Consider the following 21,920-nt stretch of genomic DNA (forward strand, 5'->3'; position numbering starts at 1 on the left):
TGCTGAATGCGATCGCCCTCTTGCCGCAGCGCGCGCTGATGGCGCTGGTGCGCGGCTACCGGCTGGTGCTGAGCCCGTGGCTGGGCAGTTCGTGCCGCTTCGAGCCGACCTGTTCCGCGTATTCGCTGCAAGCACTCGAAAGACACGGTGCCGCAGTGGGCACTTACATGACACTTCATCGGCTGGCGCGTTGCCACCCCTTCTGCGCCGGCGGCCATGACCCGGTGCCGGAGCGCGCGCCGGCCCTGTTCCCCACCTCGACCGACAAAGCCTCCCCATGACCGATATGCGCCGCACCCTGCTGTGGGTGGTGTTCTCGATGTCCCTGTTCCTGATCTACGACGCCTGGCAGAAGCACAACGGCCACCCGTCGTTCTTCAGCCCGGTGCCGGCCAAGGTCGCGGCGCCCGCGGCGTCCGCCGCCGGTGGTCTGCCCACCCCCACGGCCGCGAACCCGGCCACCGGTGCCACGGCTGCCGCGCCCGGCGCACCGGCCGGGGCGGCGCCGACCGTGGCCGAGCGCACGACGATCACGACCGACGTCGTCAAGGCCACGCTCAGCGGCGCCGGCGGCACGCTGACCCGTGTCGAGCTGCTGAAGTACCCGGATCACGTGCTGAAGGAGTGGTACGACCCGCTGCTCGAGCTGTTCGGCAAGAAGGCCGCGGCGGCCGCGCCGAAGGACGTGGTGCTGCTGGACGAATCACCCGAGCGCCTGTACGTCGCCGAATCCGGCCTGATCCCCGCGGCGGGCGGCTCCGGCCTGCCCAACCACCACACCGTGATGACGCTGGTGCCGGGCGAGCGCACGCTGGCCGCCGGACAGAACACCTTGCAGGTCAAGTTCGAATCGCCGGTCGTCGGTGGCGTCAAGCTGGTCAAGACCTACACCTTCAAGCGCGGCGACTACGTGATCGACGTGAAGAACGAGGTCGTCAACGAATCGGGCGCCGCGGTCTCGCCGCGCCTGTATCTGCAGCTGGTGCGCGACGGCGTGCCGCCGCCGGGCGAATCGAGCGTGTACTCCACGTTCACCGGCCCGGCGGTCGACGACGGCAACAAGTTCCAGAAGGTCGACTTCAAGAGCATCGAGAAGCGCACGCCGACCGACAAGCCCGACCACACCACCGAGTCGGACAGCGGCTGGGTCGCGATGGTCCAGCACTATTTCACTTCCGCCTGGCTGATCGACAAGGCCGACGGCAGCAAGCAGCCGCGCGAGTACTTCACCGGCAAGACCGACATGACCAACCCGTCGACCGGCCAGAGCGCGCGGGTCTATTCGGTCGGCATGTTCGTGCCGCTCGGCGAGATCGCGCCCGGCGCCACCAAGGCGTTCGACGCCAAGTTGTTCGTCGGCCCGCAGGAAGAAGAGAAGCTCGCCAAGCTGGCGCCGCGCCTCGAGCTGGTCAAGGACTACGGCATCTTCAAGATCCTGGCCGAGCCGCTGTTCTGGCTGCTGACGCAGCTGCACAAGGTGATCGGCAACTGGGGCTGGTCGATCGTCGGCCTGGTCGTGCTGCTGAAGATCGCGTTCTACTGGCTCAACGCCAAGGCCTACGGCTCGATGGCCAAGATGAAGGCGATCAGCCCCAAGATCACCGCGATGCGCGAGCGGCTCAAGGACAAGCCGCAGGAGATGCAGCAGGAGATGATGCGCATCTACCGCGAGGAGAAGATCAACCCGCTCGGCGGCTGCCTGCCGATCTTCGTGCAGATGCCGTTCTTCATCTCGCTCTACTGGGTGCTGCTGTCCACGGTGGAGATGCGCGGCGCGCCGTGGATCGGCTGGATCACCGACCTGTCGGCGAAGGACCCGTACTTCATCCTGCCGATCCTGATGACGCTGACCAGCCTGCTGCAGACCTGGCTGAACCCGACGCCGCCCGATCCGGTGCAGGCCAAGATGATGTGGTTCATGCCGCTGATCTTCTCGGTGATGTTCTTCGTGTTCCCGTCCGGCCTGGTGCTGTACTGGCTGACCAACAACATCCTGTCGATCGCGCAGCAGTACGTGATCAACAAGCGGCTGGGCGTGCTCGGCAAGTAGACGCGCCGTCGCCGCGATGCTGCCGCGCCACCACGAGCCGATCGTCGCCGTCGCGACGGCGAGCGGGCGCGGCGCGGTCGGCATCGTGCGGGTCTCGGGGTCCGACCTCGGCGCCTTCATCGGCGCGCTGCTCGGTCGCCCGCTGCAGCCGCGCCACGCGACCTACCTGCCGTTCACCGACGCGAGCGGCGCGCCGATCGATCGCGGGCTCGCGATCCACTTTCCGGCGCCGCACTCGTACACCGGCGAAGACGTGCTCGAACTTCAGGCCCACGGCGGCCCGGTCGTGCTGCAGCTGCTGCTCGCGCGCTGCCTCGAACTGGCCGCGACGCACCTGCCGGGCCTGCGCCTGGCGGAGCCCGGCGAGTTCACCGAACGCGCGTTCCTCAACGACAAGCTCGACCTCGCGCAGGCCGAGGCCGTCGCCGACCTGATCGAGGCCAGCACCGAGGCGGCCGCGCGCTCGGCCGGGCGCTCGCTGACCGGTGCGTTCTCGGCCGAGATCAACGCGCTGCGCGATCGGCTGATCGAGTTGCGCATGCTGGTCGAGGCCACGCTCGACTTCCCCGAAGAGGAGATCGACTTCCTCGAGAAGGCCAATGCGCGCGGCCGGCTGCAGGCGATCGCCGCGCAGGTCGACGCCGTCCTCGACCGCGCGCGCCAGGGCGCGCTGCTGCGCGAGGGCATCACGGTCGTGCTGGCGGGCCAGCCGAATGTCGGCAAGAGCTCGCTGCTGAACGCGCTGGCGGGTGCGGAGCTGGCGATCGTCACGCCGATCGCCGGCACCACGCGCGACAAGGTCAGCAGCACGATCCAGATCGAGGGCGTGCCTGTTCATGTGATCGACACCGCTGGGTTGCGCGACTCGACCGACGAGGTCGAGCAGATCGGCGTCGCGCGCAGCTGGAGCGAGATCGAGCGCGCCGACGCCGTGCTGCTGCTGCACGACCTGACGCGCGTCGGCGAGCCCGCCTACGAAGCCGGCGAGGCCCAGATCGCCACGCGGCTGCCGGCGGCGCTGCGCGCCAGCGACCGGCTGCTGCACGTCTTCAACAAGGCCGACGCCGTGCCGGCGTTAGGCGCCGCAGCGAGCGGCCTGACGGTGTCGGCCCGCACCGGCGCCGGCATCGGTGCGCTACGAACGACCCTGCTCGAACTGGCGGGCTGGCACGCCCAGCCGGAGGGCCTGTTCATCGCCCGAACCCGCCACGTGCAGGCGCTGCGCGAGACGCGCGAGCACCTGGCATCGGCGTTGGCGCAGGCGGCGCGCGCCGACGCCGCGCTCGACCTGCTCGCCGAGGAGCTGCGCCTCGCGCACGACGCGCTCGGCGCCATCACCGGCGCGTTCACGCCGGATGACCTGCTCGGCGAGATCTTCAGCCGCTTCTGCATCGGCAAGTAGCTCAGGTCAGCGGCTTTTCCTCGGTCGGCACCGGTGCGGCCTCGTCCGGCACCTTCGCGACATCGGAGGCGTGGTGCTCCATGTGCGTCTTCTTGCCCGGCTGCGGGGTCTTGTCGGCGCCGGGCGCGATCGCCTCGCCCTGATGCTTCTTTTCCTGCTGGACCTTCTTGTCGTGGGCGATGTTGCGCGGGTCGGTCATGGGATGCTTTCGTGGAGTGAGTCCGCATCTTCCCTGCCTGCACGTCCCATGCGGGTAGGACAAGCCGACGTTGGCGCCCGGCCGAGGCGACGCCTGCTCAGGCCGCGACGCCCAGGATCACGCTCGACGCCTTGAACACCGCCGTCGCCGCGGCACCGATCGTCAGGCCCAGCGCGTCGGCACTCGTGTTCGTGACGACCGCGGCCACGCTGCCGCCGCCGGGCAGCGACAGCACCACCTCGGTGTTGACGGCGCCCGGCAGCACGCGGGTCACGGTCCCGGCGAGTTGGTTGCGCGCGGACAGGCGCACCTCGCCGGCGTCGGTCATCAGCAGGATCGACGAGGCCTTGATGAGCGCGAACGCCTTCGCGCCGACCTCGAGCCCGAGCTCGGTGCGGCTCTCGCGCGTGACGGTCGCGACGATGTTCAGCCGGCCGATCACCTGCAGCTCGATCTCGTCGTTGATCGCGCCGCTGCGCACGGCACGCACAACGCCGGCGAACTGGTTGCGGGCACTGGTCTTCATCGCGATGCTCTCCATCAGCGCGTAGTCGTCGGTCAGGCCGCGCGCCTGGCGGTTCAGGCGCGCGACGAAGCGGGCGTGCTCGTCGCGCACCAGCTCGAAGTTGCGCACCAGCTTCTCGCCGCGCGGCGTCAGGCGCGTGAAGCCGCCGCCCTTGCCGCCGGCCGCGCGTTCGAGCAGCGGCTCTCCCGCCAGGTTGCTCATGTCCTCGATCGCGTTCCAGGCGCCCTTGTAGCTCAGGCCGACGACCTTCGCGGCCTGCGTGATCGAGCCGACCCGCGCGATCTCGGACAGCAGCGCGACACGCCGCGCCCCGGCCAGGTTCTGGCCGCCGAGGTCGAGCCAGAGGTCGGCCCCGACCGTCAGCGCCGGCGCGGCGGACCGGGCGCGGCTCATGGCACCGGCCCGCGCGCCGCACGCGGCGGCACGAGCCGCTCGACGGCCGCGGGGGCGTCCGCGATGCGGCCGTCGCGCAGGTACAGCGCCGCGTCGCCGAACCACCCGAGATCGTCCGGGTCGTGCGTGATCATCAGCACCGGGATGTCGATGCGCCGCAGCAGCGCGTCGAGCTCGGCGCGCAGTCGGTCGCGCAGCGCGGGGTCGAGGGCCGAGAACGGTTCGTCGAGCAGCAGCGCACGCGGCGAATGCACCAGCGCCCGCGCCAGCGCGGTGCGCTGGCGTTGACCGCCGGAGAGTTCATCGGGCCGCTGGGCCGCGACCTCGGTCAGTTCGAACGCCTGCAGCGAGCGCTCGACCGCCGCGTCGTCGTCGCCCCGCGCCGGCGGGTTGCGCCAGCCGCGCATGAGGCCGAACGCGATGTTCTGGCGCACGTTCAGGTGCGGGAACAGCGCGTAGTCCTGGAACAGGTAGCCGAAGCCGCGATCGCGCGCCGGCCGGTCGATGCCGGCGTCGGCATCGAACAGCGTCGCGCCGTCGAACGCGATGCGGCCGCGATCGGGTGTGACCAGCCCGGCGATCGCCTGCAGCGTCAGCGTCTTGCCGGCGCCGGACGGCCCGAAGATCACCGTGCGTCGCGCGGTCGTGTCGAAGCGCACGCGCAGCTCGAAGCTGCGGCGCGCGCTGCGCACGGTCTTGACGATGTCGACCTGGAAGCTCATCGCGCTGCGGCCGTCCGGCGCGGTGCGAGGCGCCCGGCGGCAAGCAGCACGACGATGCAGGTGACCGAGGTGATCGCGACCAGCAGGTTGGCCGTGTCGTCCTGTCCCGCCTGCACTGCCTCGTACACCGCGACCGACAGCGTCTGCGTGCGGCCCGGAATGCTGCCGGCGACCATCAGCGTGGCGCCGAACTCGCCCAGCGAGCGCGCGAACACCAGCAGCGTGCCAGCCAGGATACCGGGCCACGCCAGCGGCAGCGTGACGCGGCAGAACAGCGCCCACTCGCCGAGGCCCAGCACGCGCGCCGCGTTCTCCAGCTGCGGATCGACCGCCTCGAACGCGGTCCGCGCCGCCTTCAACACCAGCGGGAACGCGACGATCGTCGCGGCGATCACCGCGCCCTGCCACGTGAAGATCAGGTGGATGCCGAGGTGCTGTTCCAGCCAGCCACCGAGCCAGCCGCGCCGGCCGATCACGACCAGCAGGTAGTAGCCCAGCACGGTCGGCGGCAGCACCAGCGGCAGCGTCAGCACCGCATCGACGAACTCGCGACCCGGAAAGCGGCGTCGCGCGAGCAGCCAGCCTGCCGCGACGCCCAGCACCAGGTTGATGGCCGTCGCCCACGCCGCGACCTTGAGCGTCAGCGCGAGCGTGATCCAGATCGGGCTGTCCATGCGGTGCGTGCTCAGGGCCGGCTGAAGCCGTGGCGTGCCAGCACCGACTGCGCCGTGGGCGTCGCGAGGAAGGCGAGGAACGCGCGGGCCGCCGCCAGGTTCGGCCCGCCGGCGACCGCGGCGACGGGATACGTGATCGCCGTCCCGGTCGGCACCGTGGCCACGACCTTCACCTTGTCCTTCAGCACCGCCGCGTCGGTCGCGTACACGAAGCCGGCCTCGACTTCGCCGCGCGCGACATAGTCGAGCGCCTGGCGCACGCTCTGCGCCAGCACGGCCTTGGGTTCGACGACGGGCCACAACGCCGAGGCTTCGAGCGCACTTCGGGCATAGCGGCCCGCCGGCACGCTGGCCGGGTTGCCGATCGCGACGCGCCGGACCGCGGCCTGCGCCAGATCGGCCGGCGCCTTCAGGCCGAGCGCGCCATCGGCCGGCGCGATCATCACCAGCGCGTTGCCGACGAAGTTGCGGCGCGTGCCCGGCACGAGCAGCCGTTGCCGGTCGGCGCGGTCCATCGCGTCCTGGTCGGCCGACGCGAACACGTCGACCGGCGCACCCTTCGCGATCTGCGCCAGCAGCGCATCCGACGCCGCGAAGTTGAAGACGACGGTGGAGCCCGCGTGCTGCGCCTCGAAGGCCGGCCCGAGCTCGCGGAACGCGTTCGTCAGGCTGGCGGCGGCCGAGACGGTGAGGTCGGCGGCGTGCGACGCCAGCGCGAGCGGCAGCGCCACGGCAGCGAGCAGAAGGCGGACAACGAGGCGGGTGTGCATGGGACCGAAATATAACGGAGTACATAACGATTGTTGATGGTGCGGGCGAGCACGACAGACGGGCCGATCCCGCGGACAGGGGGCGGACCCCCACGCTTGCAGGCACGCGCGACGCCGGTGCGCGCGCCCATAATCGCGGAGCACGAGCGTCGCATGCATGCCGTCGCCGTCGTTGGGAGGTACCTCATGATGGAAATCGACGAACTGGTCCAGGCAATCCAGACCCTCAACGCGGAGGACGCGTTTCGAGCGCGCCTGAGCCTCGAGCAGTGGCGCAGCATCGCGCCGTACCTGACGCGGCACGAGATCCGCGCCGGTGACCTGCTGATCAAGCAGGGCGACGCCGACCGCTCGATGTACTTCCTCGCGCAGGGCAGCCTGCAGATCTTCGTCACCGGCGGTCCGCCGGGCAGCAACCGCATCGCGATCCTGCGCACCGGCTCGGTCGTCGGCGAGCCCGGGCTGTTCGGCGACAGCCCGCGCATGGCCAACGTCGAGGCGATGACGCCGTGCGTGGTCTACGCGCTGCGCGTGCCGCGCCTCGAGGAACTCGCCCAGCGCCTGCCCGCGCTCGCGCTCGAACTGTTGCGCGCCGCCGGCGGCGTGATGGCGACGCGGATGCGCGCCAACCTCGCGAAGCAGACGCCGTTCAGCTGAGCGCGAACGCGCCGAACACGCGCACCGGCGCGCCGGGCCGGCCTTCGATCACGCAGCCGGCGCCCATGTCGGCGAACTGGCCGGTCAGTGCGGTGATGTTGACCTGGTGCGTCACCCAGACCTCGAACCGTCCGGCCGGGATCGTCGCCGCGGCGGTCGCGAGCGCCGCGGTCTGGCGCTGGCGCGCCGCGTCCTCGCCGAAGAACGAGTTCAGCGCCGGCCACGGCTCGACGTTGCCGAACGCGAGGCGGGCGGTGTCGACGCAACGGCACCACGCGCTGCTGCGCACCCGCGCCGGCACGAGCCCGTGCGTGCGCGCCCACGCGCCGATGCGCTGCGCGAGCTGACGGCCCGGGTCGCTGAGGTTGCGCTGCGTGCTGCAGTCGTCGAGCCGGAAGCCCGGCGGATCGCCGACGCCCGGGTCGGTCGTCGCGTGCCGCAGCAGCAGGACGACGCCGCCCGCGCGCAGGCGCTCGACCAGGGCATCGGCGGGCGCGGCGATCGTCGAACGGACAAGCGCCGGGCCGACCAGCGGCGCGGCGGCGAGGCGAAGGAGGTCACGTCGTTGCATCGCGCGCATGCTGCCGCAACGCGGCAACCTTGCGGCGGACAGGGTCGCGCTACTTCTTGCCGAGCAGCCGCCCTTCGGCGAGCGCCAGCGCCTCCGGCTTGCCGGCCAGCACCAGCGTGTCGCCGGCCGCCAGCACCATCGCCTCGTCCGGCTTGACGACCGCGCCGCTCGCGCGCCGCACCGACGCGACGGACACCCCGACCGCGTGCAGCGCCTGTGCCGCGAGCGTCTGGCCGAGGTGGCTGCCGGCGGCCGGCAGCGTGACGCTGAGCAGCCGCGCGGTCTTCATCTCGTCGACGGTGTCGTCGTCGGCGCCGTGGAAGTAGCCGCGCAGCAGGCCGTAGCGCGCGTCGCGCTGGTCCTGCACGACGCGGATCACGCGCCGCATTGGTACGCCGACCAGCGCCAGCGCGTGGCTCGCGAGCATCAGCGAGCCCTCGATCGCCTCGGGCACGACTTCGGTCGCGCCGGCGGCTTGCAGGCGTTCGATGTCGGTGTCGTCGATCGTGCGCACGATCACCGGCACCTTCGGTGCGTGCTCCTGCACCAGCCGCAGGATCTTCAGCGCCGACGCGGTGTCGGCATAGCTGACGACGACTGCGCTGGCGCGCGCCAGGCCGGCCGCCATCAGGCTCTGCAGCCGCGCCGCGTCACCGAACACCACACTCTGGCCGGCGGCGGCGGCCTGGCGCACGCGGTCGGGGTCGAGGTCGAGCGCCATGTACGGGATCTTCTCGCCGTCGAGCAGGCGCGCCAGGTTCTGGCCGCTGCGGCCGTAGCCGGCGATGATGATGTGGGCCTCGGCGTTGATCGAGCGTTTCGCGATCGTCGTCATCGCCACCGACTGCATCAGCCAGTCGTTCGCCGACAGCCGCATCACGATGCGGTTGCTGTACATGATCAGGAATGGCGTCGCCAGCATCGACAGCACCATGCTGGCCAGCACCGGGCTCTGCAAATTGGGCGGCAGCAGCCCGCCGTCGGTGGCGAGCGCCAGCAGCACGAAGCCGAACTCGCCCGCTTGCGCCAGGTACAGGCCGGTGCGCAGCGCCACGCCGGGTGCGGCGCCGAACAGGCGCGCCAGCAGCGTCACCAGCACGAACTTGAAGACCACCGGCGCGACCGTCATCGCCAGCACCAGCGGCCACTGCCGCCACACGGCCTCGGCGTCGAGCTTCATGCCGATCGTGATGAAGAACAGGCCGAGCAGCACGTCGTGGAATGGCCGGATGTCGGTCTCGACCTGGTGCTTGTACTCGGTCTCCGCGATCAGCATGCCGGCCACGAACGCGCCGAGCGCGAGCGACAGCCCGGCATGCTCGGTGAGGTAGGCCAGCGCCAGCGTGACCAGCAGCAGGTTCAGCACGAACAGCTCTTCGCTCTTCAGGCGCGCGACGATCGTCAGCCACCAGCGCATCACGCGCTGTCCGCCGACCAGCAGCACGGTCAGCAGCGCGGCCGCCTTCAGCCCGGCGATCGCCAGCGCCTCGAGCAACTGGGCCGGCGGCGAGCCCAGCGCCGGGATCAGCACCAGCAGCGGCACCACGGCCAGATCCTGGAACAGCAGCACGCCCATCACGCGGCGGCCGTGCTCGCTCTCGAGCTCGAGCCGCTCGGCCATCAGCTTGACGACGATCGCGGTGCTGCTCATCGCGAGCGCGCCGCCGAGCGCGACCGAGCTCTGCCAGTTCAGCCCCCACGCGCGACCGGTCATCGCGAAGCCCCAGCCGAGCAACAGGTTGCCGGCCACCGCGGCGACGATCGTCAGCGCGACCTGGCTCAGGCCGAGCCCGAACACCAGCTTGCGCATGCTCTTCAGCTTCGGCAGGTTGAATTCCAGCCCGATCACGAACATCAGGAACACGACGCCGAACTCGGCCAGGTAGCTGACCCGCGCGGTGTCCTTCGCCAGCGCCGTGGCGTTCGGGCCGATCAGCACGCCGACCGCCAGGTAGCCCAGCATCGGCGGCAGCTTGGCCATGCGGCACACGACCACGCCCGCGACCGCGGCCACGAGGTAGAGCAGCACCAGACCGAGCGGGGAAGAGATCATCGTCGAGGGGATTGCAAGCGGCGTGCCCCGGGCGGTCGGCGCGCGCAGGCGGGGTCATAGAATCGGTCGATCCTACTGGACGCCCTGCCGGGCTCCTATCCGTACAGTGCCTGCCCAAGCCTCATTTCCCGACTTCGACGCGGACCGCGCGCTGCAACTCGCGCGCGAGACCTTCGACATCGCCGCCCAGGCGCTGCTTGCGCTGAAAGCGCGCCAGGGCGAGGGCTTCACGCGCACCTGCCGGGCGATGCTCGAGTGCCGCGGCCGCGTGGTCGTGATGGGCATGGGCAAGAGCGGCCACGTCGGCCGCAAGATCGCCGCGACGCTCGCGTCCACCGGCACGCCCGCCCTGTTCGTGCACCCCGGCGAGGCCAGCCATGGCGACCTCGGCATGGTCGCGCCCGGCGACGTGGTGCTCGCGATCTCCAACTCCGGCGAGAGCGATGAGCTCGGCGCGATCATCCCGGCGTTGAAGCGCCTGGGCGTCACGCTGGTCGCGATGACCGGCCGGCCCGACTCCACGCTCGCGACCGCCGCGGACATCACGATCAGCAGCGCCGTCGACCAGGAGGCCTGCCCGCTCAACCTCGCACCCACCACCAGCACCACCGCGCAGATGGCGCTCGGCGACGCGCTGGCGGTCGCGCTGCTCGACGCGCGCGGCTTCCGCGAAGAAGACTTCGCGCGCTCGCACCCGGGCGGCAGCCTCGGCCGCAAGCTGCTGATGCATGTGCGCGACCTGATGCGCAGCGGCGCCGACGTGCCGCGCGTGACGCCCGAGACGGCGTTCACGGAGATGCTGCGCGAGATGACCGGCAAGGGGCTGGGCTTCACCGCGGTGGCCGACGCCGACGGCGCCGTGCTCGGCATCTTCACCGACGGCGACCTGCGCCGCCTAATCGAGCGCGGCGCCGATCTGCGCGCGCTGCGGGCCGCCGACGTGATGCATCCCTCGCCCAAGCTGATCCACGCCGACGCGCTCGCGGTCGAGGCCGCCGACCTGATGGAGCTGCACCGCATCACCAGCGTGCTCGTCGTCGACGCCGCCGGCCGGCTCGCCGGCGCGCTGAATTCGAACGACCTGATGAGAGCGAAGGTCATCTGACGATGCCGGGCGAAGGTCATCCGACGAAGCCGACGGCGCTGACCCCGGCGCTCGCGCTGCCGCCCGAGTTGCTGCTGAAGGCGCAGGGCATCCGCTGGGCGATCTTCGATGTCGACGGCGTGCTGACCGATGGCCGCCTCTACATCGGCGAGCACGGCGAGACCGTCAAGGCGTTCTCGACGCTCGACGGCCACGGCCTCAAGCTGCTCGCGAAATACGGCATCGTGCCGGTCGTGATCACCGGCCGCGATTCGCCGGCGGTGCGGCGCCGGGTCGCGGACCTCGGCATCGCCCACGCGGTCTACGGCGCCGCCGACAAGCTCGCCGCCGCGAATGCGCTGATGGCGCAGCTCGGCCTCGGCTGGGACACGTTGGCCGCGATGGGCGACGACTGGCCCGACCTGCCGCTGCTGACCCGCGCCGCGTTCGCGTGCGCGCCGGCCAACGCCCACCTCGAGGTGAAGGCGATCGCGCACCACGTGACCACGGCCCGCGGCGGGCACGGTGCCGCACGCGAGTGCTGCGACCTGCTGCTGACGGCCGCCGGTCGCTACGCCGACGCGCTGCGCGACCACCTCGTCACGCTCGACGGCGGCACCGCGCCGTGAACGCCATCGCCAGCCCGCCGCCCGCGCCCTGGCAGCGGCGCGCATCGTGGTACCTGCGCGTGATCGACGCGGCCTCGACCTACCTGCCGCTGCTGCTGATGGCGGTGCTCGCGCTCGGCACCTGGTGGCTGGTGAAGAACACGCCGCTGTTCGAGAACGACCGCGTCATTGCGCCGCCGCGCCACGAACCCGACTACACGATGACCCAGTTCCTGGTGCAGCGCTTCGGCACCAACGGCGCGATGCGGGTGCAGATCGAGGGCGACCTGATGCGCCATTACCCCGACACCGACACCATCGAGATCGACAACCCGCGCATCCGCGCGATCGGCGACGACGGCCGCGTCACCGTGGCGAGCGCACGCCAGGCGCTGTCCAATCGCGACGGCAGCGAGGTGCAGTTGACCGGCGGCGCCCACGTTGTCCGCGAGGCGACCGCGAAGGACGAGGCGATCGACTTCCGCGGCGAGTTCCTCCACTATTTCCAGTACACCGAGCGCGCGCGCTCCCACCTGCCGATCGTCGTGACGCGCGGCAACTCCGAGGTCCGTGCCGACGCGATGGAATACGACAACCTGTCCGGGCTGCTCAGCCTCAAGGGCCACGTGCGTGGCGTGCTGATGCCGCCGGGAACCAGGAAGTGAGCGTGCCGCTCGTCTTCATCACCGGCGCGTCCAGCGGCATCGGCCAGGCGCTGGCGCTGCGCTTCCATCGCGCCGGCTACCGGCTCGCCCTGGTTGCCCGCCGCGCGGCGGAGCTGCAGGCCTGGGTCGACGCGCAGGGCATCGCTGCCGACCGCGCCGCCGTCTACGCGGCCGACGTGCGCCAGGTGGATTCGATCGTCGGCGCCGGCCACGCGTGCATCGCGGCCCAGGGCGTGCCGGACGTCGTGATCGCCGCCGCCGGCGTCAGCATCGGGTTCGACACCGCCGAGTTCGCCGACCTGGAGGTGATGCGCAGCGTGTTCGAGACCAACAACCTCGGCACCGCGGCCACGTTCCATCCGTTCGTCGGGCCGATGACGGCGCGCCGCAGCGGCACGCTGGTGGGCGTCGCGAGCGTGTCGGGCATCCGCGGCCTGCCCGGCCACGGCGCTTACAGCGCCAGCAAGGCCGCGGTGATCAGCTATTGCGAGAGCCTGCGGGTCGAGCTGGCCGGGCAAGGCGTCAAGGTGGTCACGATCGTGCCGGGCTACATCGACACGCCGCTGACGCGCGGCAACGCCTACGGCATGCCGTTCCTGATGCCGGTCGAGGCGTTCGCCGACCAGGCCTTCCGCACCATCGATGCCGGCACGAGTTACCGCGTGATTCCATGGCAAATGGGTCTTGTCGCGAAAATGCTGCGGCTGCTGCCGAACGCGCTGTACGACAAGGCCGTCAGCGGCAGAGGCCGCAAGGCCCGCCAGACCCGCTGAGCGCGGCGCGCGCCCATGAAAAAAGCGGTGGGCTTTCGCGCCACCGCTTTCAGATTCGATCCGGGTTCCGCTCAGTAGCCGCCGCGGCCACCGCCGCCGCCGCCACCCGAACGGCTGCCGCCGCCGCCGCCGTAGCCGCCGCCACCGCCAGAGCGGCCACCGCCACCACCGCCGTAGCCGCCACCACCGCCGCCGCCGAAGCCGCCGCCACCACCGCCCGAACGGCCACCGCCGCCGAAGCCGCCACCGCCGCCACCCGGACGCCCGCCGCCGAAGCCGCCCGGACGCTCTTCGCGCGGACGGGCCTCGTTGACGACGATCGCACGGCCGTCGAGGGCCTGGCCGTTCATGCCGTTGATGGCGGATTGCGCTTCCGCATCCGACCCCATCTCGACGAAGCCGAAGCCTTTGGAGCGACCGGTGTCGCGATCCATCATGACCTTGGCGGACGAGACGCTGCCGTATTGCGCGAACGCCTGCTGCAGATCGTCATCGCGAATGTTGTACGAGAGATTACCGACGTAGAGTTTGTTGCCCATGGGAGAGCCCCTTTCCATTTCCTGAAGACCATGTGGAGCTTCTACCCATCGTGAACCATTCAAGCGAAGGCGCTGCTTCCATACACAGATTTGTGAATATAAGTGAATTGCACGAAACCGCGCAGGAACCGCTTGAAGAAAGTGTTGTTTTCGGGCAAGCAAGTATCAACCCGAATATCAACCCGTTCGCAGCGGACCCTTCAGGGGGCCACCGCTATGATCCGGCTCGCCTGTTGGTCCCCCTGAACGAGCCTTCCCGATGCCCGAGCGCGACCCGTTGAGCGCCCTCAGCCTGGTGCTTCGCAGCGTCGACGCGCTGCGCAATGCCCGCGCGCTGTTCGTGCTGCTCGGCACGTTCGCGATCGCCGGCATCCTGGTCGCGATGGCCGAAGCGTCGCTGGCGCGCGACGCCGGCTGGTGGGGCCCGGTGCAGGCCGGGGCCGCGCTGTTCGTCGCGTTCTACGGCGGCAACGCGGCCGGCATCCTGGTGATGGACGACGCCCGGGGACGCCCGGTGCGCGAGGTGCCCGAAGCGTTGCGCGCCTCGCTGGCCCGCGCGCACCGGCTGCTGCTGGTGCTGGCGTTTTGGATCGTTGCCTACGGGGTCATCGCCGCAGGCGTCTGGGCCCTGTTCTGGCTCAGCCGGGTGGCCGTGACCGGGGCGGTCGTCGGCCCGCTGCTGTTCGGGCTGGCCGTGCCGGTCGGCGTGGTCGTCTCCGGCCTGGCGGCGGTCACGGCGATGGCCGTCGTCGTGCCGTTGTCGGCACCCGCGGTCTGGTCCGGTGCCGGCGTGGGCCGGGTCGTCGCCGGCCTGGTCCGCGTGATGCGCCGGCGGCTGCCGATGGCGGCGCTGCTGGCGGCCGTTGTCAGCCTGTTGACCGCGGCGATGGGCGCGCTGGTCACCTCGGTGGTGATGATCGGCGGCCGGGTCGTGGCCGAATTGGGCGTGCGCGTCGTCGGTGTCGACGTGCCGGCGCAGCAGTTGACGGCCGGGCTGTTCGGTTATGGCCTGCGCAGCCTGGGGGCGGCAGGCGCGCCGACCGGCTCGACCGGCCACGCCGCTGCGGCCCTGGTCGGTGGCGGCGTGGTGTTCGCGATCGCGCTGCTGCTGCCGGGCCTCGTCTACCTGCGCGGCACCTGTGCGGCCTACCTGGCCTTGACCGACGACGATCCCGTGGCGCCATGACGGTGCGGATCGCCAGCCTGGTGCCGAGCCTGACGGAGCTGGTCGTGGCGCTCGGGCTCGGCGACGTGCTCGTGGCGCGTACCGGCTTCTGCATCCATCCGGCCCAGGCGCTGCGCGCGGTGCCCAAGGTCGGCGGCACCAAGGACGTCAACCTCGCGAAGCTCGAGCGCCTGGCGCCGACCCACGTGCTGGTCAACGTCGACGAGAACCGCCGCGAGACGGTCGACGCGCTCGCCGCCTGGGCGCAGCCGCCGCAGGTCATCGTGACGCACCCGCTCGATCCCGAGGACAACCTCGCGCTGATCGATCAGCTGGTCGCGCACTTCGGCGCGTTGCCCGGTGTGCGCGAGCGCGCGGCCGCGCTGACCGGCACGCTGGCCGCCGAGCTCGCGCAGACCCGGCCCGAGGGCCGCGCACCACAGCGCGTGCTCTACCTCATCTGGCGCGAGCCATGGATGACGGTCGCGCGCGACACCTACATCGCCCGCATGCTCGCCCGCATCGGCTGGCACACGTTCCCCGCCGTCACCGGTGGCGCTTCCGGCGCCGCCCGCTACCCGGGCTTGCGTGGCGACGAGCCCTGGCTCGCCGATGTGGAGCAGGTGTTGCTCAGCTCCGAACCGTACCGCTTCGACGCCTCGCACCTGGCCGAGGCCCAGCGCCTGTGCCCGAACGCGCGGGCGCGCCTCGTCGACGGGGAAATGCTGAGCTGGTACGGGCCCCGGGCGGTGCCGGGCCTGCGCTACCTGCGCGCGCTGGCCGACGCGGTGGCCTGAAGAGACACAATTCGACATGGACATCTACAAGCCCCTGATCGCGTTGCTCGCCATCGTGAACCCGATCGGGGTGATTCCGTTCTTCATCCATTTCACCCACGGCTTCACCCGCGAGCAGCGCCACAACACCGCCCGGGTGGCCGGGATCGCGGCCTTCTGCGTGATCGCGGTCAGCGCGCTCGCGGGGCTGCGGATCATCGAGATGTTCGGCATCTCGCTCGCGTCGTTCCAGGTCGGCGGCGGGCTGCTGCTGCTGATGTCGGCGATCCAGATGTTGAATGCCCAACCTGCCGAGAGCCGCAAGGAAGACCTCGACCAGGGCGGCGACAAGGCCGAGACCGGCGCCAGCATTGCGATCGTGCCGCTGACCATCCCGCTGCTGACCGGGCCGGCGTCGATCTCGACGATGATCATCTACGCCGACAAGACGCGCCACTGGTGGCAGCTCGCGGTGCTGGTCGGCTACGGCGTCGTGATCGGGCTGGTGGTGTGGATCGCGTTCCGCCTGTCGGGCACGATCGCCAAGGCGCTCGGCCAGACCGGCATCAACGTGATGACGCGTCTGATGGGCCTGCTGCTCGCCGCGCTCGCGGTGGAGGTGATGTCCGACGGGCTGATCAAGCTGTTCCCGGCCTTGTCCGGCCTCAAATAGAACCATGAGCGACACGACCTACGACTACATCGTCTGCGGCGGCGGCACCGCCGGCTGCCTGCTCGCCAACCGCCTCAGCGCCGATTCGAACAAGCACGTGCTGCTGGTCGAGGCCGGTGGCAACGACGACTACCACTGGATCCACATCCCGGTCGGCTACCTTTATTGCATCGGCAACCCGCGCACCGACTGGCTGTACGCCACCGACGCGGACCCGGGCCTGAACGGCCGCAGCCTGCGCTACCCGCGCGGCAAGGTGCTCGGCGGCTGCAGCAGCATCAACGGCATGATCTACATGCGCGGCCAGGCGCGCGACTACGACGGCTGGGGCGCCGGCGACGGCTACGGCGCCAACCCCGGCTGGAGCTGGGAAGAATGCCTGCCCAACTTCCTGAAGCACGAGGACTTCTACAAGGGCGCCGACGCCTTCCACGCCGCGCCCGGCTTCGACCCGACCGGCGCGCGCCCCGGCGGCGAGTGGCGCGTCGAGAAGCAGCGCCTGCGCTGGGACGTGCTGGACGCGTTCGCGCAGGCCGCTCAGCAGGCCGGCATCCCGCACAGCGAGGACTTCAACCGCGGCGACAACGAAGGCGTCGGCTACTTCCACGTCAACCAGAAGGCCGGCATCCGCTGGAACGCGACCAAGGCCTTCCTGCGGCCGGCGCAGCACAAGCGCGGCAACCTGCAGGTCTGGACCGGCGCGCAGATCGGCCGAGTGTTGATCGAGGATCGCGACGGCGCGCGGGTGGCGGTCGGCATCGAGGCGCTGCCGGTCAACGGCGGCGCGCCGGTGCAGGCGCGGTTGTCGCCGGGCGGCGAGGTGGTCCTCGCGACCGGCGCGGTCGGCACGCCGCAGGTGCTGCAGCTCTCGGGCATCGGCGACCCGGCGCTGCTGCAGCCGCTGGGCATTCCGGTCGTCCACGCGCTGCCCGGTGTCGGCCAGAACCTGCAGGACCACCTGCAGATCCGCGCGGTGTATGCCGTCGACGGTGTCAAGACGCTGAACACGATGGCCAACTCGTGGTGGGGCAAGGCGCTGATCGGCATGGAGTACGCGTTCAAGCGCAGCGGTCCGATGAGCATGGCGCCGTCGCAGCTCGGCCTGTTCACGCGCAGCGATGCGACCCGGCCGCACGCCAACCTGCAGTACCACGTGCAGCCGTTGTCGCTCGAGGCGTTCGGCGAGCCGCTGCACGGCTACAACGCGTTCACTGCGAGCGTGTGCAACCTCAACCCGTCGAGCCGCGGCGCGGTGACCATCAGGACGCCGAACGCGCAGGACGCGCCGAGCATCGCGCCGCGCTACCTCGGCACCGACGAGGACCGGCTCATCGCCGCGAACAGCCTGCGCCTGACGCGCCGCATCGTCGCGCAGCCAGCGCTCGGCAAGTACCGCCCGAAGGAAGTGAAGCCGGGCGTGCAGTTCGAGACCGACGCCGAGTTGTGGAAGCTCGCCGGTGACATCGGCACGACGATCTTCCACCCGGTCGGCACCGCGAAGATGGGCCCGGCCGCCGACCCGATGGCGGTGGTCGACGCGCGCTTGCACGTGCACGGGGTCAGCGGGTTGCGCGTCGTCGACGCGAGCGTGATGCCGCGCATCACCAGCGGCAACACCAACTCGCCGACGCTGATGATCGCGGAGCGCGCGGCGGGGTGGCTGCTTTCGGGCGCGTGAGGCGAACGCTGCGCCCGCGCGCAGCGTCGATCAGGACGCGGGCGGCTGCTCCGCGGCCTGCTCGGGCGCGAGGTGGCCGGACGCGTGGAACTGCCGGATCGCGACCCGCACCACATCCTCGGCGCTCAACTCGGGCCGGGTCTGCTGCAGGCGCGTCGCACAGATGCGAATCCAGTCGACCGAGTTGCGGCCGAGCATGTTGGAGGCGAGCTGCATGGCGGACTCCCGTCAGCTGAAGAGCCAGTTCAGGCGCGCCAGGTACTGGCTCCACGAACGGTTCGGGAGGCTCGGCAGCGGCGTCGGCTGGCGCAGGCGGCGAAACGTGAGGCGGCTCGAGTTGTGCGGCAAAGTCGGCGCGCGGCGGCCGGTGTCGAACGAGGACATGGTCAGCTCCTGAATCCGACGCGGGGGTCGCGTTCGGTAAGGAGATGTTCCCTTGCGCCCCGGCCGCGGACTGCCGGACGTTTGTCGAATCCGCTGTAGGCGAATTCCTGCCTCAACCAGGGGGGCAGGCGGCGCCGTTCGAGATCCACGCCTCGACGAGCTGGCCGAATGCGGCCTGCGTGCCGGGCGCCGGCGTGCGGTTGCCGCCCGGGTTCCAGCCCCAGCCGACCAAGGTGTCGCGCGCCATGTGCTCGTGGATCTGCGCGAGCGACTTGTCGCCGTTGCGCTTTCGGTCCTTGATCTGCTCGCAGATCTGGCCGAGCGACTTGCCCTGCCACGCCATCGAGATCGGCGCCAGGTGCCACAGCGGGTGTCCGGGCACGCCCGAGGGGGCGAAGTTCGCGCCCTGGTGGCAGGTCATGCAGCGCAGCGCGGTCGCGCCCATGTCGGCCTGACCGCGCACGACCATCGGCTGGTGCAGGTGCATGTCGTTGCCCTGCGTCGGGCGGTCGCCGTTCGGATGGCAGTTCAGGCAGCGCGGGCTCTGGATCACCTTGCCGGCCTCGACGAACAGTGCGCGCGAGCGCTCGGTCTTGTCGGCGATCGCGTCGAAGCTCTGCGGCGTGCGCAGTTCGACCGCCTGCGCGAATGCACCGCCGCTCAGCAGACCCGTCATCAGCACCAGCGCCGCATCTCGTAGCGATCCTTGCATCGTCGAGCTCCTGCAGAATTTTCGATGCACCAGCATACTGCGGCATCCGCTTTTTCACAGGATGCCGGCCATGCCCTTCACCCTCAACGTCAACGGCCAGAACCGGACCGTCGATGCCGATCCCGAGACCCCGCTGCTGTGGGTCATCCGCGAAGACCTGGGCCTGACGGGCACCAAGTACGGCTGCGGCGTCGCGCAGTGCGGCGCCTGCACCGTGCATGTCGACGGCGAGTCGCTGCGCTCGTGCTCGGCGCCGGCCGGCGCAATGGCCGGGCGCAAGATCACGACGATCGAAGGCCTGTCGTCGCGCGCCGCCCAGGCGGTGCAGAAGGCCTGGGTCGACCTCGACGTCGTGCAGTGCGGCTACTGCCAGTCGGGCCAGATCATGACCGCCACGGTGCTGCTGCAGCAGAACCCCAAGCCGACCGACACCGACATCGACCAGGCCATGGCCGGCAACATCTGCCGCTGTGCCACCTACCAGCGCATTCGCGCCGCGATCCACGCGGCGTCGAAGCAGCTGGCCGCCTGAGGAGCACCACGATGCATCCGCTGCTCCAGAGCCTGAACACCCCCGAACAACGCGCCGAGCTCGAAGCGGCGTTCGGCCTGCCGCCGCGCGCCGTCGTCGGCCGCGGCGTCACGCGCCGCGCCGTGCTCGCCGGCGGGGCCGGCACCGGCCTGCTGATCGCGGTCGGCGGGTTGCTGCCGTCGTCGGCGATGGCCGCCGCGCCCGGCCCCGAGGGTGCTGCCACCGGGCTGCTCGCGCCGAACCAGTTCGTCCGCGTCGGCACCGACAACCTCGTCACGATCGTCTGCAAGCATCACGAGATGGGCCAGGGCAACGCGACCGGGCTGGCCTCGATGGCGGCCGACGAGCTCGACGCCGACTGGTCGCTCGTGCGCACCGAGTTCGCGCCGGCCGATGCCAAGCTCTACGCCAACCTCGCGTTCGGCATGCAGGGCACCGGCGGCTCGTCGGCGATCTCCAATTCGTATCTGCAGATGCGCAGCGCCGGCGCGACGGCCCGCGCGATGCTCGTCGCGGCCGCTGCCGAGGCGTGGAAGGTGCCCGCCAGCGAGATCAAGGCCTCGAAGAGCGTGCTGACCCACGCCTCCGGCAAGCGCGCCACCTACGGCGAGATGGCCGCCGCTGCCGCGAAGCAGACGCCACCGGCGAACCCGGTGCTCAAGACCCCGGCGCAATTCACGCTGATGGGCAAGAGCGACGCGACGCCGCGCGTCGATTCGCTCGAGAAGTGCACCGGCAAGGCGACCTACACCATCGACGTCAAGCTGCCCGGCCTGCTGACCGCGGTGATCGCGTGGCCGCCGTCGTTCGGGGCGAAGCTGGTGTCGTTCGACGCGGCCGACGCGAAGAAGGTCAAGGGCGTGACCGACGTGGTGCAGGTGCCCGAAGGCGTTGCCGTCGTCGCCACCGGCACCTGGGCTGCACTGCAGGGGCGTCGCGCGCTGAAGGTGGTGTGGGACGAGGCCGAGAGCGGCAAGCTCGATTCGGACGCGCTGCTCGCGCAGTACAAGGCGCAGGCCGCCACCGCCGGCAAGCCGTTCGCGCGGCCCGCGAAGGACGCGCCTGCCGCGCAGCCGGTCGCGAAGACGGTCGAGGCCGTCTACGAGTTCCCGTTCCTCGCCCACGCGACGATGGAGCCGATGAACTGCGTCGCCTGGCTGCACGACGGCATGCTCGAGACCTGGAGCGGCCACCAGTTCCCGACCTTCGACCACATGTTCGCCGCCAAGGCCGCCGGCCTGCCGATGGAGAAAGTCAAGCTGCACACGCTGGTCTCGGGCGGCAGCTTCGGGCGCCGCGCCAACGCGTACAGCGACTTCACCGTCGCCGCCGTCAACGTCGCCAAGGCCATCAACGGCCGCGCGCCGGTGCGGCTCCAGTATTCGCGCGAGGACGACATGGCCGCCGGTCTGTACCGCCCGATGTACGTGCACGCCGTCAGGGCCGGCCTCGATGCGCAGGGCCAGATCGCCGGCTGGCAGCACACCGTCGTCGGCCAGTCGATCATGGCCGGCACCGCGATGGAGATGATGGTCAAGGACGGCATCGACCCCACGTCGGTCGAGGGCGTCTCGCCGTCGATCTATGCGTTGCCGATGCTGAGTGCGGACCTGCACACCACCACCGCGGCGCCGAAGCCGTTGTGGTGGCGCTCGGTCGGCAACACCCACACCGCGTACGTGATGGAAACGATGATGGACGAGCTGGCGCGCGCCGCGGGCCGGGACCCGCTCGCGTTCCGCCTCGCGCTGCTCGGCAAGAGCGACCGCGCCGCCGGTGTCCTCAAGCTCGCGGCAGACAAGGCCGGCTGGGGCAAGCCGACGCGCGCCGGCATGGCGCAAGGCCTGGCGGTGCACGAGTCGTTCGGTTCGTTCGTCGCGCAGGTGGCCGATGTGTCGATGAAGGACGGCAAGGTGAAGGTCGAGCGCGTGGTCTGCGCGGTCGACTGCGGCATCGCCGTCAACCCGGACGTGATCAAGGCCCAGATGGAAGGCTGCATCGGCTTCGCGCTCGGCGCGCTCTACTACGGCGAGGTCGAGGTCAAGAACGGCCGCGCCGCGCAACGCAACTTCGACACCTACAAATCGCTTCGCATCCACGAGATGCCGAAGGTCGAGGTCTACATCGTGCCGAGCACGGTGGCGCCCAGCGGCGTCGGCGAGCCGGGCGTTCCGCCGCTCGCGCCAGCGGTGGCGAACGCGGTCGCGCGCCTGGGCGGGCCGATGGTTCGGCGGTTGCCGTTTGCTCGGGCGGGGTTGGTGGAGGCTTGATCTCTCCGATCACGGCTGCAACCGTGGAAGCTTTTCCGCCGACG

At 70.8% G+C, this 21,920-nt stretch carries 25 protein-coding genes; 14 read left to right on the forward strand and 11 right to left on the reverse strand.

Annotated elements, in window-relative coordinates; genetic code table 11:
* Window positions 1-20 precede the first annotated feature (20 nt).
* Genes yidD through mnmE form a run of 3 tightly spaced genes read left to right on the forward strand, consistent with a single transcriptional unit; the run spans window position 21 to window position 3,452 of the window.
* Entirely contained in the window at window positions 21-281 is a 261-nt protein-coding gene (gene yidD / locus ASC76_RS21660; protein WP_056472150.1) for a membrane protein insertion efficiency factor YidD, read from the forward strand.
* Entirely contained in the window at window positions 278-2,050 is a 1,773-nt protein-coding gene (gene yidC / locus ASC76_RS21665; protein ID WP_056471752.1) for a membrane protein insertase YidC, read from the forward strand. Before yidD ends, yidC begins: the two co-directional genes overlap by 4 nt.
* Window positions 2,051-2,066: 16 nt before the next feature.
* Window positions 2,067-3,452 carry a tRNA uridine-5-carboxymethylaminomethyl(34) synthesis GTPase MnmE gene (mnmE, locus tag ASC76_RS21670; RefSeq protein WP_056471755.1) on the forward strand — a complete coding sequence of 462 codons (1,386 nt, stop codon included), beginning with the start codon at window positions 2,067-2,069 and terminating at the stop codon, window positions 3,450-3,452.
* 1 nt (window position 3,453) lies between these two features.
* Here mnmE and ASC76_RS21675 read toward each other — a convergent pair whose 3' ends face one another.
* From ASC76_RS21675 to modA, 5 genes are all read right to left on the reverse strand, one after another.
* Window positions 3,454-3,651 carry a hypothetical protein gene (locus tag ASC76_RS21675; RefSeq protein WP_056471758.1) on the reverse strand — a complete coding sequence of 66 codons (198 nt, stop codon included), beginning with the start codon at window positions 3,649-3,651 and terminating at the stop codon, window positions 3,454-3,456.
* 97 nt (window positions 3,652-3,748) lie between these two features.
* Window positions 3,749-4,570, reverse strand: coding sequence for a TOBE domain-containing protein (locus tag ASC76_RS21680; RefSeq protein ID WP_056471763.1), 822 nt, complete (start codon window positions 4,568-4,570; stop codon window positions 3,749-3,751).
* Window positions 4,567-5,292, reverse strand: coding sequence for an ATP-binding cassette domain-containing protein (locus ASC76_RS21685; protein ID WP_056471766.1), 726 nt, complete (start codon window positions 5,290-5,292; stop codon window positions 4,567-4,569). Before ASC76_RS21685 ends, ASC76_RS21680 begins: the two co-directional genes overlap by 4 nt.
* Window positions 5,289-5,966, reverse strand: coding sequence for a molybdate ABC transporter permease subunit (gene modB, locus ASC76_RS21690; protein WP_056471768.1), 678 nt, complete (start codon window positions 5,964-5,966; stop codon window positions 5,289-5,291). Before modB ends, ASC76_RS21685 begins: the two co-directional genes overlap by 4 nt.
* An 11-nt stretch (window positions 5,967-5,977) precedes the next feature.
* Window positions 5,978-6,736, reverse strand: a complete 759-nt coding sequence (modA, locus tag ASC76_RS21695) for a molybdate ABC transporter substrate-binding protein (RefSeq protein WP_056471773.1) — start codon at window positions 6,734-6,736, stop codon at window positions 5,978-5,980.
* A 186-nt stretch (window positions 6,737-6,922) separates the two neighbouring features.
* Here modA and ASC76_RS21700 point away from each other — a divergent pair, with 186 nt between their 5' ends.
* Window positions 6,923-7,393: a cyclic nucleotide-binding domain-containing protein gene (locus tag ASC76_RS21700; RefSeq protein WP_235580550.1), complete on the forward strand. Its 471-nt coding sequence runs from the start codon at window positions 6,923-6,925 to the stop codon at window positions 7,391-7,393.
* Here ASC76_RS21700 and ASC76_RS21705 read toward each other — a convergent pair.
* A complete protein-coding gene (locus ASC76_RS21705) occupies window positions 7,386-7,964 on the reverse strand; it encodes a histidine phosphatase family protein (protein ID WP_056472157.1) in 579 nt (192 codons plus the stop codon). The genes ASC76_RS21700 and ASC76_RS21705 overlap by 8 nt on opposite strands.
* 49 nt (window positions 7,965-8,013) lie before the next feature.
* Window positions 8,014-10,017 carry a monovalent cation:proton antiporter family protein gene (locus ASC76_RS21710; protein WP_235580551.1) on the reverse strand — a complete coding sequence of 668 codons (2,004 nt, stop codon included), beginning with the start codon at window positions 10,015-10,017 and terminating at the stop codon, window positions 8,014-8,016.
* 97 nt (window positions 10,018-10,114) lie between these two features.
* On the opposite strand from ASC76_RS21710, the gene ASC76_RS21715 reads away from it, so the two are divergent.
* From ASC76_RS21715 to ASC76_RS21730, 4 genes are read left to right on the forward strand one after another with little or no spacing between them, the layout of a single operon-like run.
* On the forward strand, window positions 10,115-11,122 hold the full coding sequence (locus ASC76_RS21715) for a KpsF/GutQ family sugar-phosphate isomerase (protein WP_082549390.1): 1,008 nt from the start codon (window positions 10,115-10,117) through the stop codon (window positions 11,120-11,122).
* A gap of 2 nt (window positions 11,123-11,124) precedes the next feature.
* On the forward strand, window positions 11,125-11,730 hold the full coding sequence (locus ASC76_RS21720; RefSeq protein ID WP_056471786.1) for an HAD family hydrolase: 606 nt from the start codon (window positions 11,125-11,127) through the stop codon (window positions 11,728-11,730).
* Window positions 11,727-12,374 carry an LPS export ABC transporter periplasmic protein LptC gene (gene lptC, locus ASC76_RS21725; RefSeq protein WP_235580552.1) on the forward strand — a complete coding sequence of 216 codons (648 nt, stop codon included), beginning with the start codon at window positions 11,727-11,729 and terminating at the stop codon, window positions 12,372-12,374. Before ASC76_RS21720 ends, lptC begins: the two co-directional genes overlap by 4 nt.
* Complete coding sequence (locus ASC76_RS21730) at window positions 12,371-13,147, forward strand: SDR family oxidoreductase (RefSeq protein ID WP_056471788.1); 777 nt, start codon at window positions 12,371-12,373, stop codon at window positions 13,145-13,147. The genes lptC and ASC76_RS21730 overlap by 4 nt, the downstream gene beginning before the upstream one ends.
* 71 nt (window positions 13,148-13,218) lie before the next feature.
* Here ASC76_RS21730 and ASC76_RS21735 read toward each other — a convergent pair whose 3' ends face one another.
* Window positions 13,219-13,686, reverse strand: a complete 468-nt coding sequence (locus tag ASC76_RS21735; protein WP_056471789.1) for an RNA-binding protein — start codon at window positions 13,684-13,686, stop codon at window positions 13,219-13,221.
* 259 nt (window positions 13,687-13,945) lie between these two features.
* Here ASC76_RS21735 and ASC76_RS21740 point away from each other — a divergent pair, with 259 nt between their 5' ends.
* From ASC76_RS21740 to ASC76_RS21755, 4 genes are read left to right on the forward strand one after another with little or no spacing between them, the layout of a single operon-like run.
* Window positions 13,946-14,872, forward strand: coding sequence for a hypothetical protein (locus ASC76_RS21740; RefSeq protein ID WP_056471793.1), 927 nt, complete (start codon window positions 13,946-13,948; stop codon window positions 14,870-14,872).
* On the forward strand, window positions 14,869-15,648 hold the full coding sequence (locus ASC76_RS21745; RefSeq protein WP_056471796.1) for a helical backbone metal receptor: 780 nt from the start codon (window positions 14,869-14,871) through the stop codon (window positions 15,646-15,648). Before ASC76_RS21740 ends, ASC76_RS21745 begins: the two co-directional genes overlap by 4 nt.
* A 16-nt stretch (window positions 15,649-15,664) precedes the next feature.
* Entirely contained in the window at window positions 15,665-16,300 is a 636-nt protein-coding gene (locus ASC76_RS21750) for a MarC family protein (RefSeq protein ID WP_056471800.1), read from the forward strand.
* 4 nt (window positions 16,301-16,304) lie between these two features.
* Window positions 16,305-17,978, forward strand: a complete 1,674-nt coding sequence (locus ASC76_RS21755; RefSeq protein ID WP_056471803.1) for a GMC family oxidoreductase — start codon at window positions 16,305-16,307, stop codon at window positions 17,976-17,978.
* A gap of 30 nt (window positions 17,979-18,008) precedes the next feature.
* On the opposite strand, the gene ASC76_RS21760 is transcribed toward ASC76_RS21755, so the two are convergent.
* From ASC76_RS21760 to ASC76_RS21765, 3 genes are all read right to left on the reverse strand, one after another.
* Window positions 18,009-18,194, reverse strand: a complete 186-nt coding sequence (locus ASC76_RS21760; RefSeq protein WP_056471806.1) for a hypothetical protein — start codon at window positions 18,192-18,194, stop codon at window positions 18,009-18,011.
* 12 nt (window positions 18,195-18,206) lie between these two features.
* The gene (locus ASC76_RS25590) at window positions 18,207-18,362 is read right to left on the reverse strand and encodes a hypothetical protein (RefSeq protein ID WP_157615957.1); all 156 of its coding nucleotides are present in this window, start codon (window positions 18,360-18,362) and stop codon (window positions 18,207-18,209) included.
* A gap of 112 nt (window positions 18,363-18,474) precedes the next feature.
* Window positions 18,475-19,074, reverse strand: a complete 600-nt coding sequence (locus ASC76_RS21765; protein WP_056471808.1) for a hypothetical protein — start codon at window positions 19,072-19,074, stop codon at window positions 18,475-18,477.
* A gap of 70 nt (window positions 19,075-19,144) precedes the next feature.
* Between ASC76_RS21765 and ASC76_RS21770 the strand changes: the two genes are divergently transcribed.
* Together ASC76_RS21770 and ASC76_RS21775 are read left to right on the forward strand one after the other, a co-directional pair.
* Window positions 19,145-19,606 (forward strand): (2Fe-2S)-binding protein, encoded by a 462-nt coding sequence (locus ASC76_RS21770; RefSeq protein ID WP_056472166.1) that lies wholly within the window; start codon window positions 19,145-19,147, stop codon window positions 19,604-19,606.
* 11 nt (window positions 19,607-19,617) lie between these two features.
* Complete coding sequence (locus tag ASC76_RS21775; protein ID WP_082549376.1) at window positions 19,618-21,876, forward strand: xanthine dehydrogenase family protein molybdopterin-binding subunit; 2,259 nt, start codon at window positions 19,618-19,620, stop codon at window positions 21,874-21,876.
* Window positions 21,877-21,920 lie beyond the last annotated feature (44 nt).

Origin of the sequence: Rhizobacter sp. Root404, from assembly GCF_001425865.1 — a bacterium.
In the GTDB taxonomy this organism is placed as follows: Bacteria; Pseudomonadota; Gammaproteobacteria; order Burkholderiales; family Burkholderiaceae_C; genus LMDS01.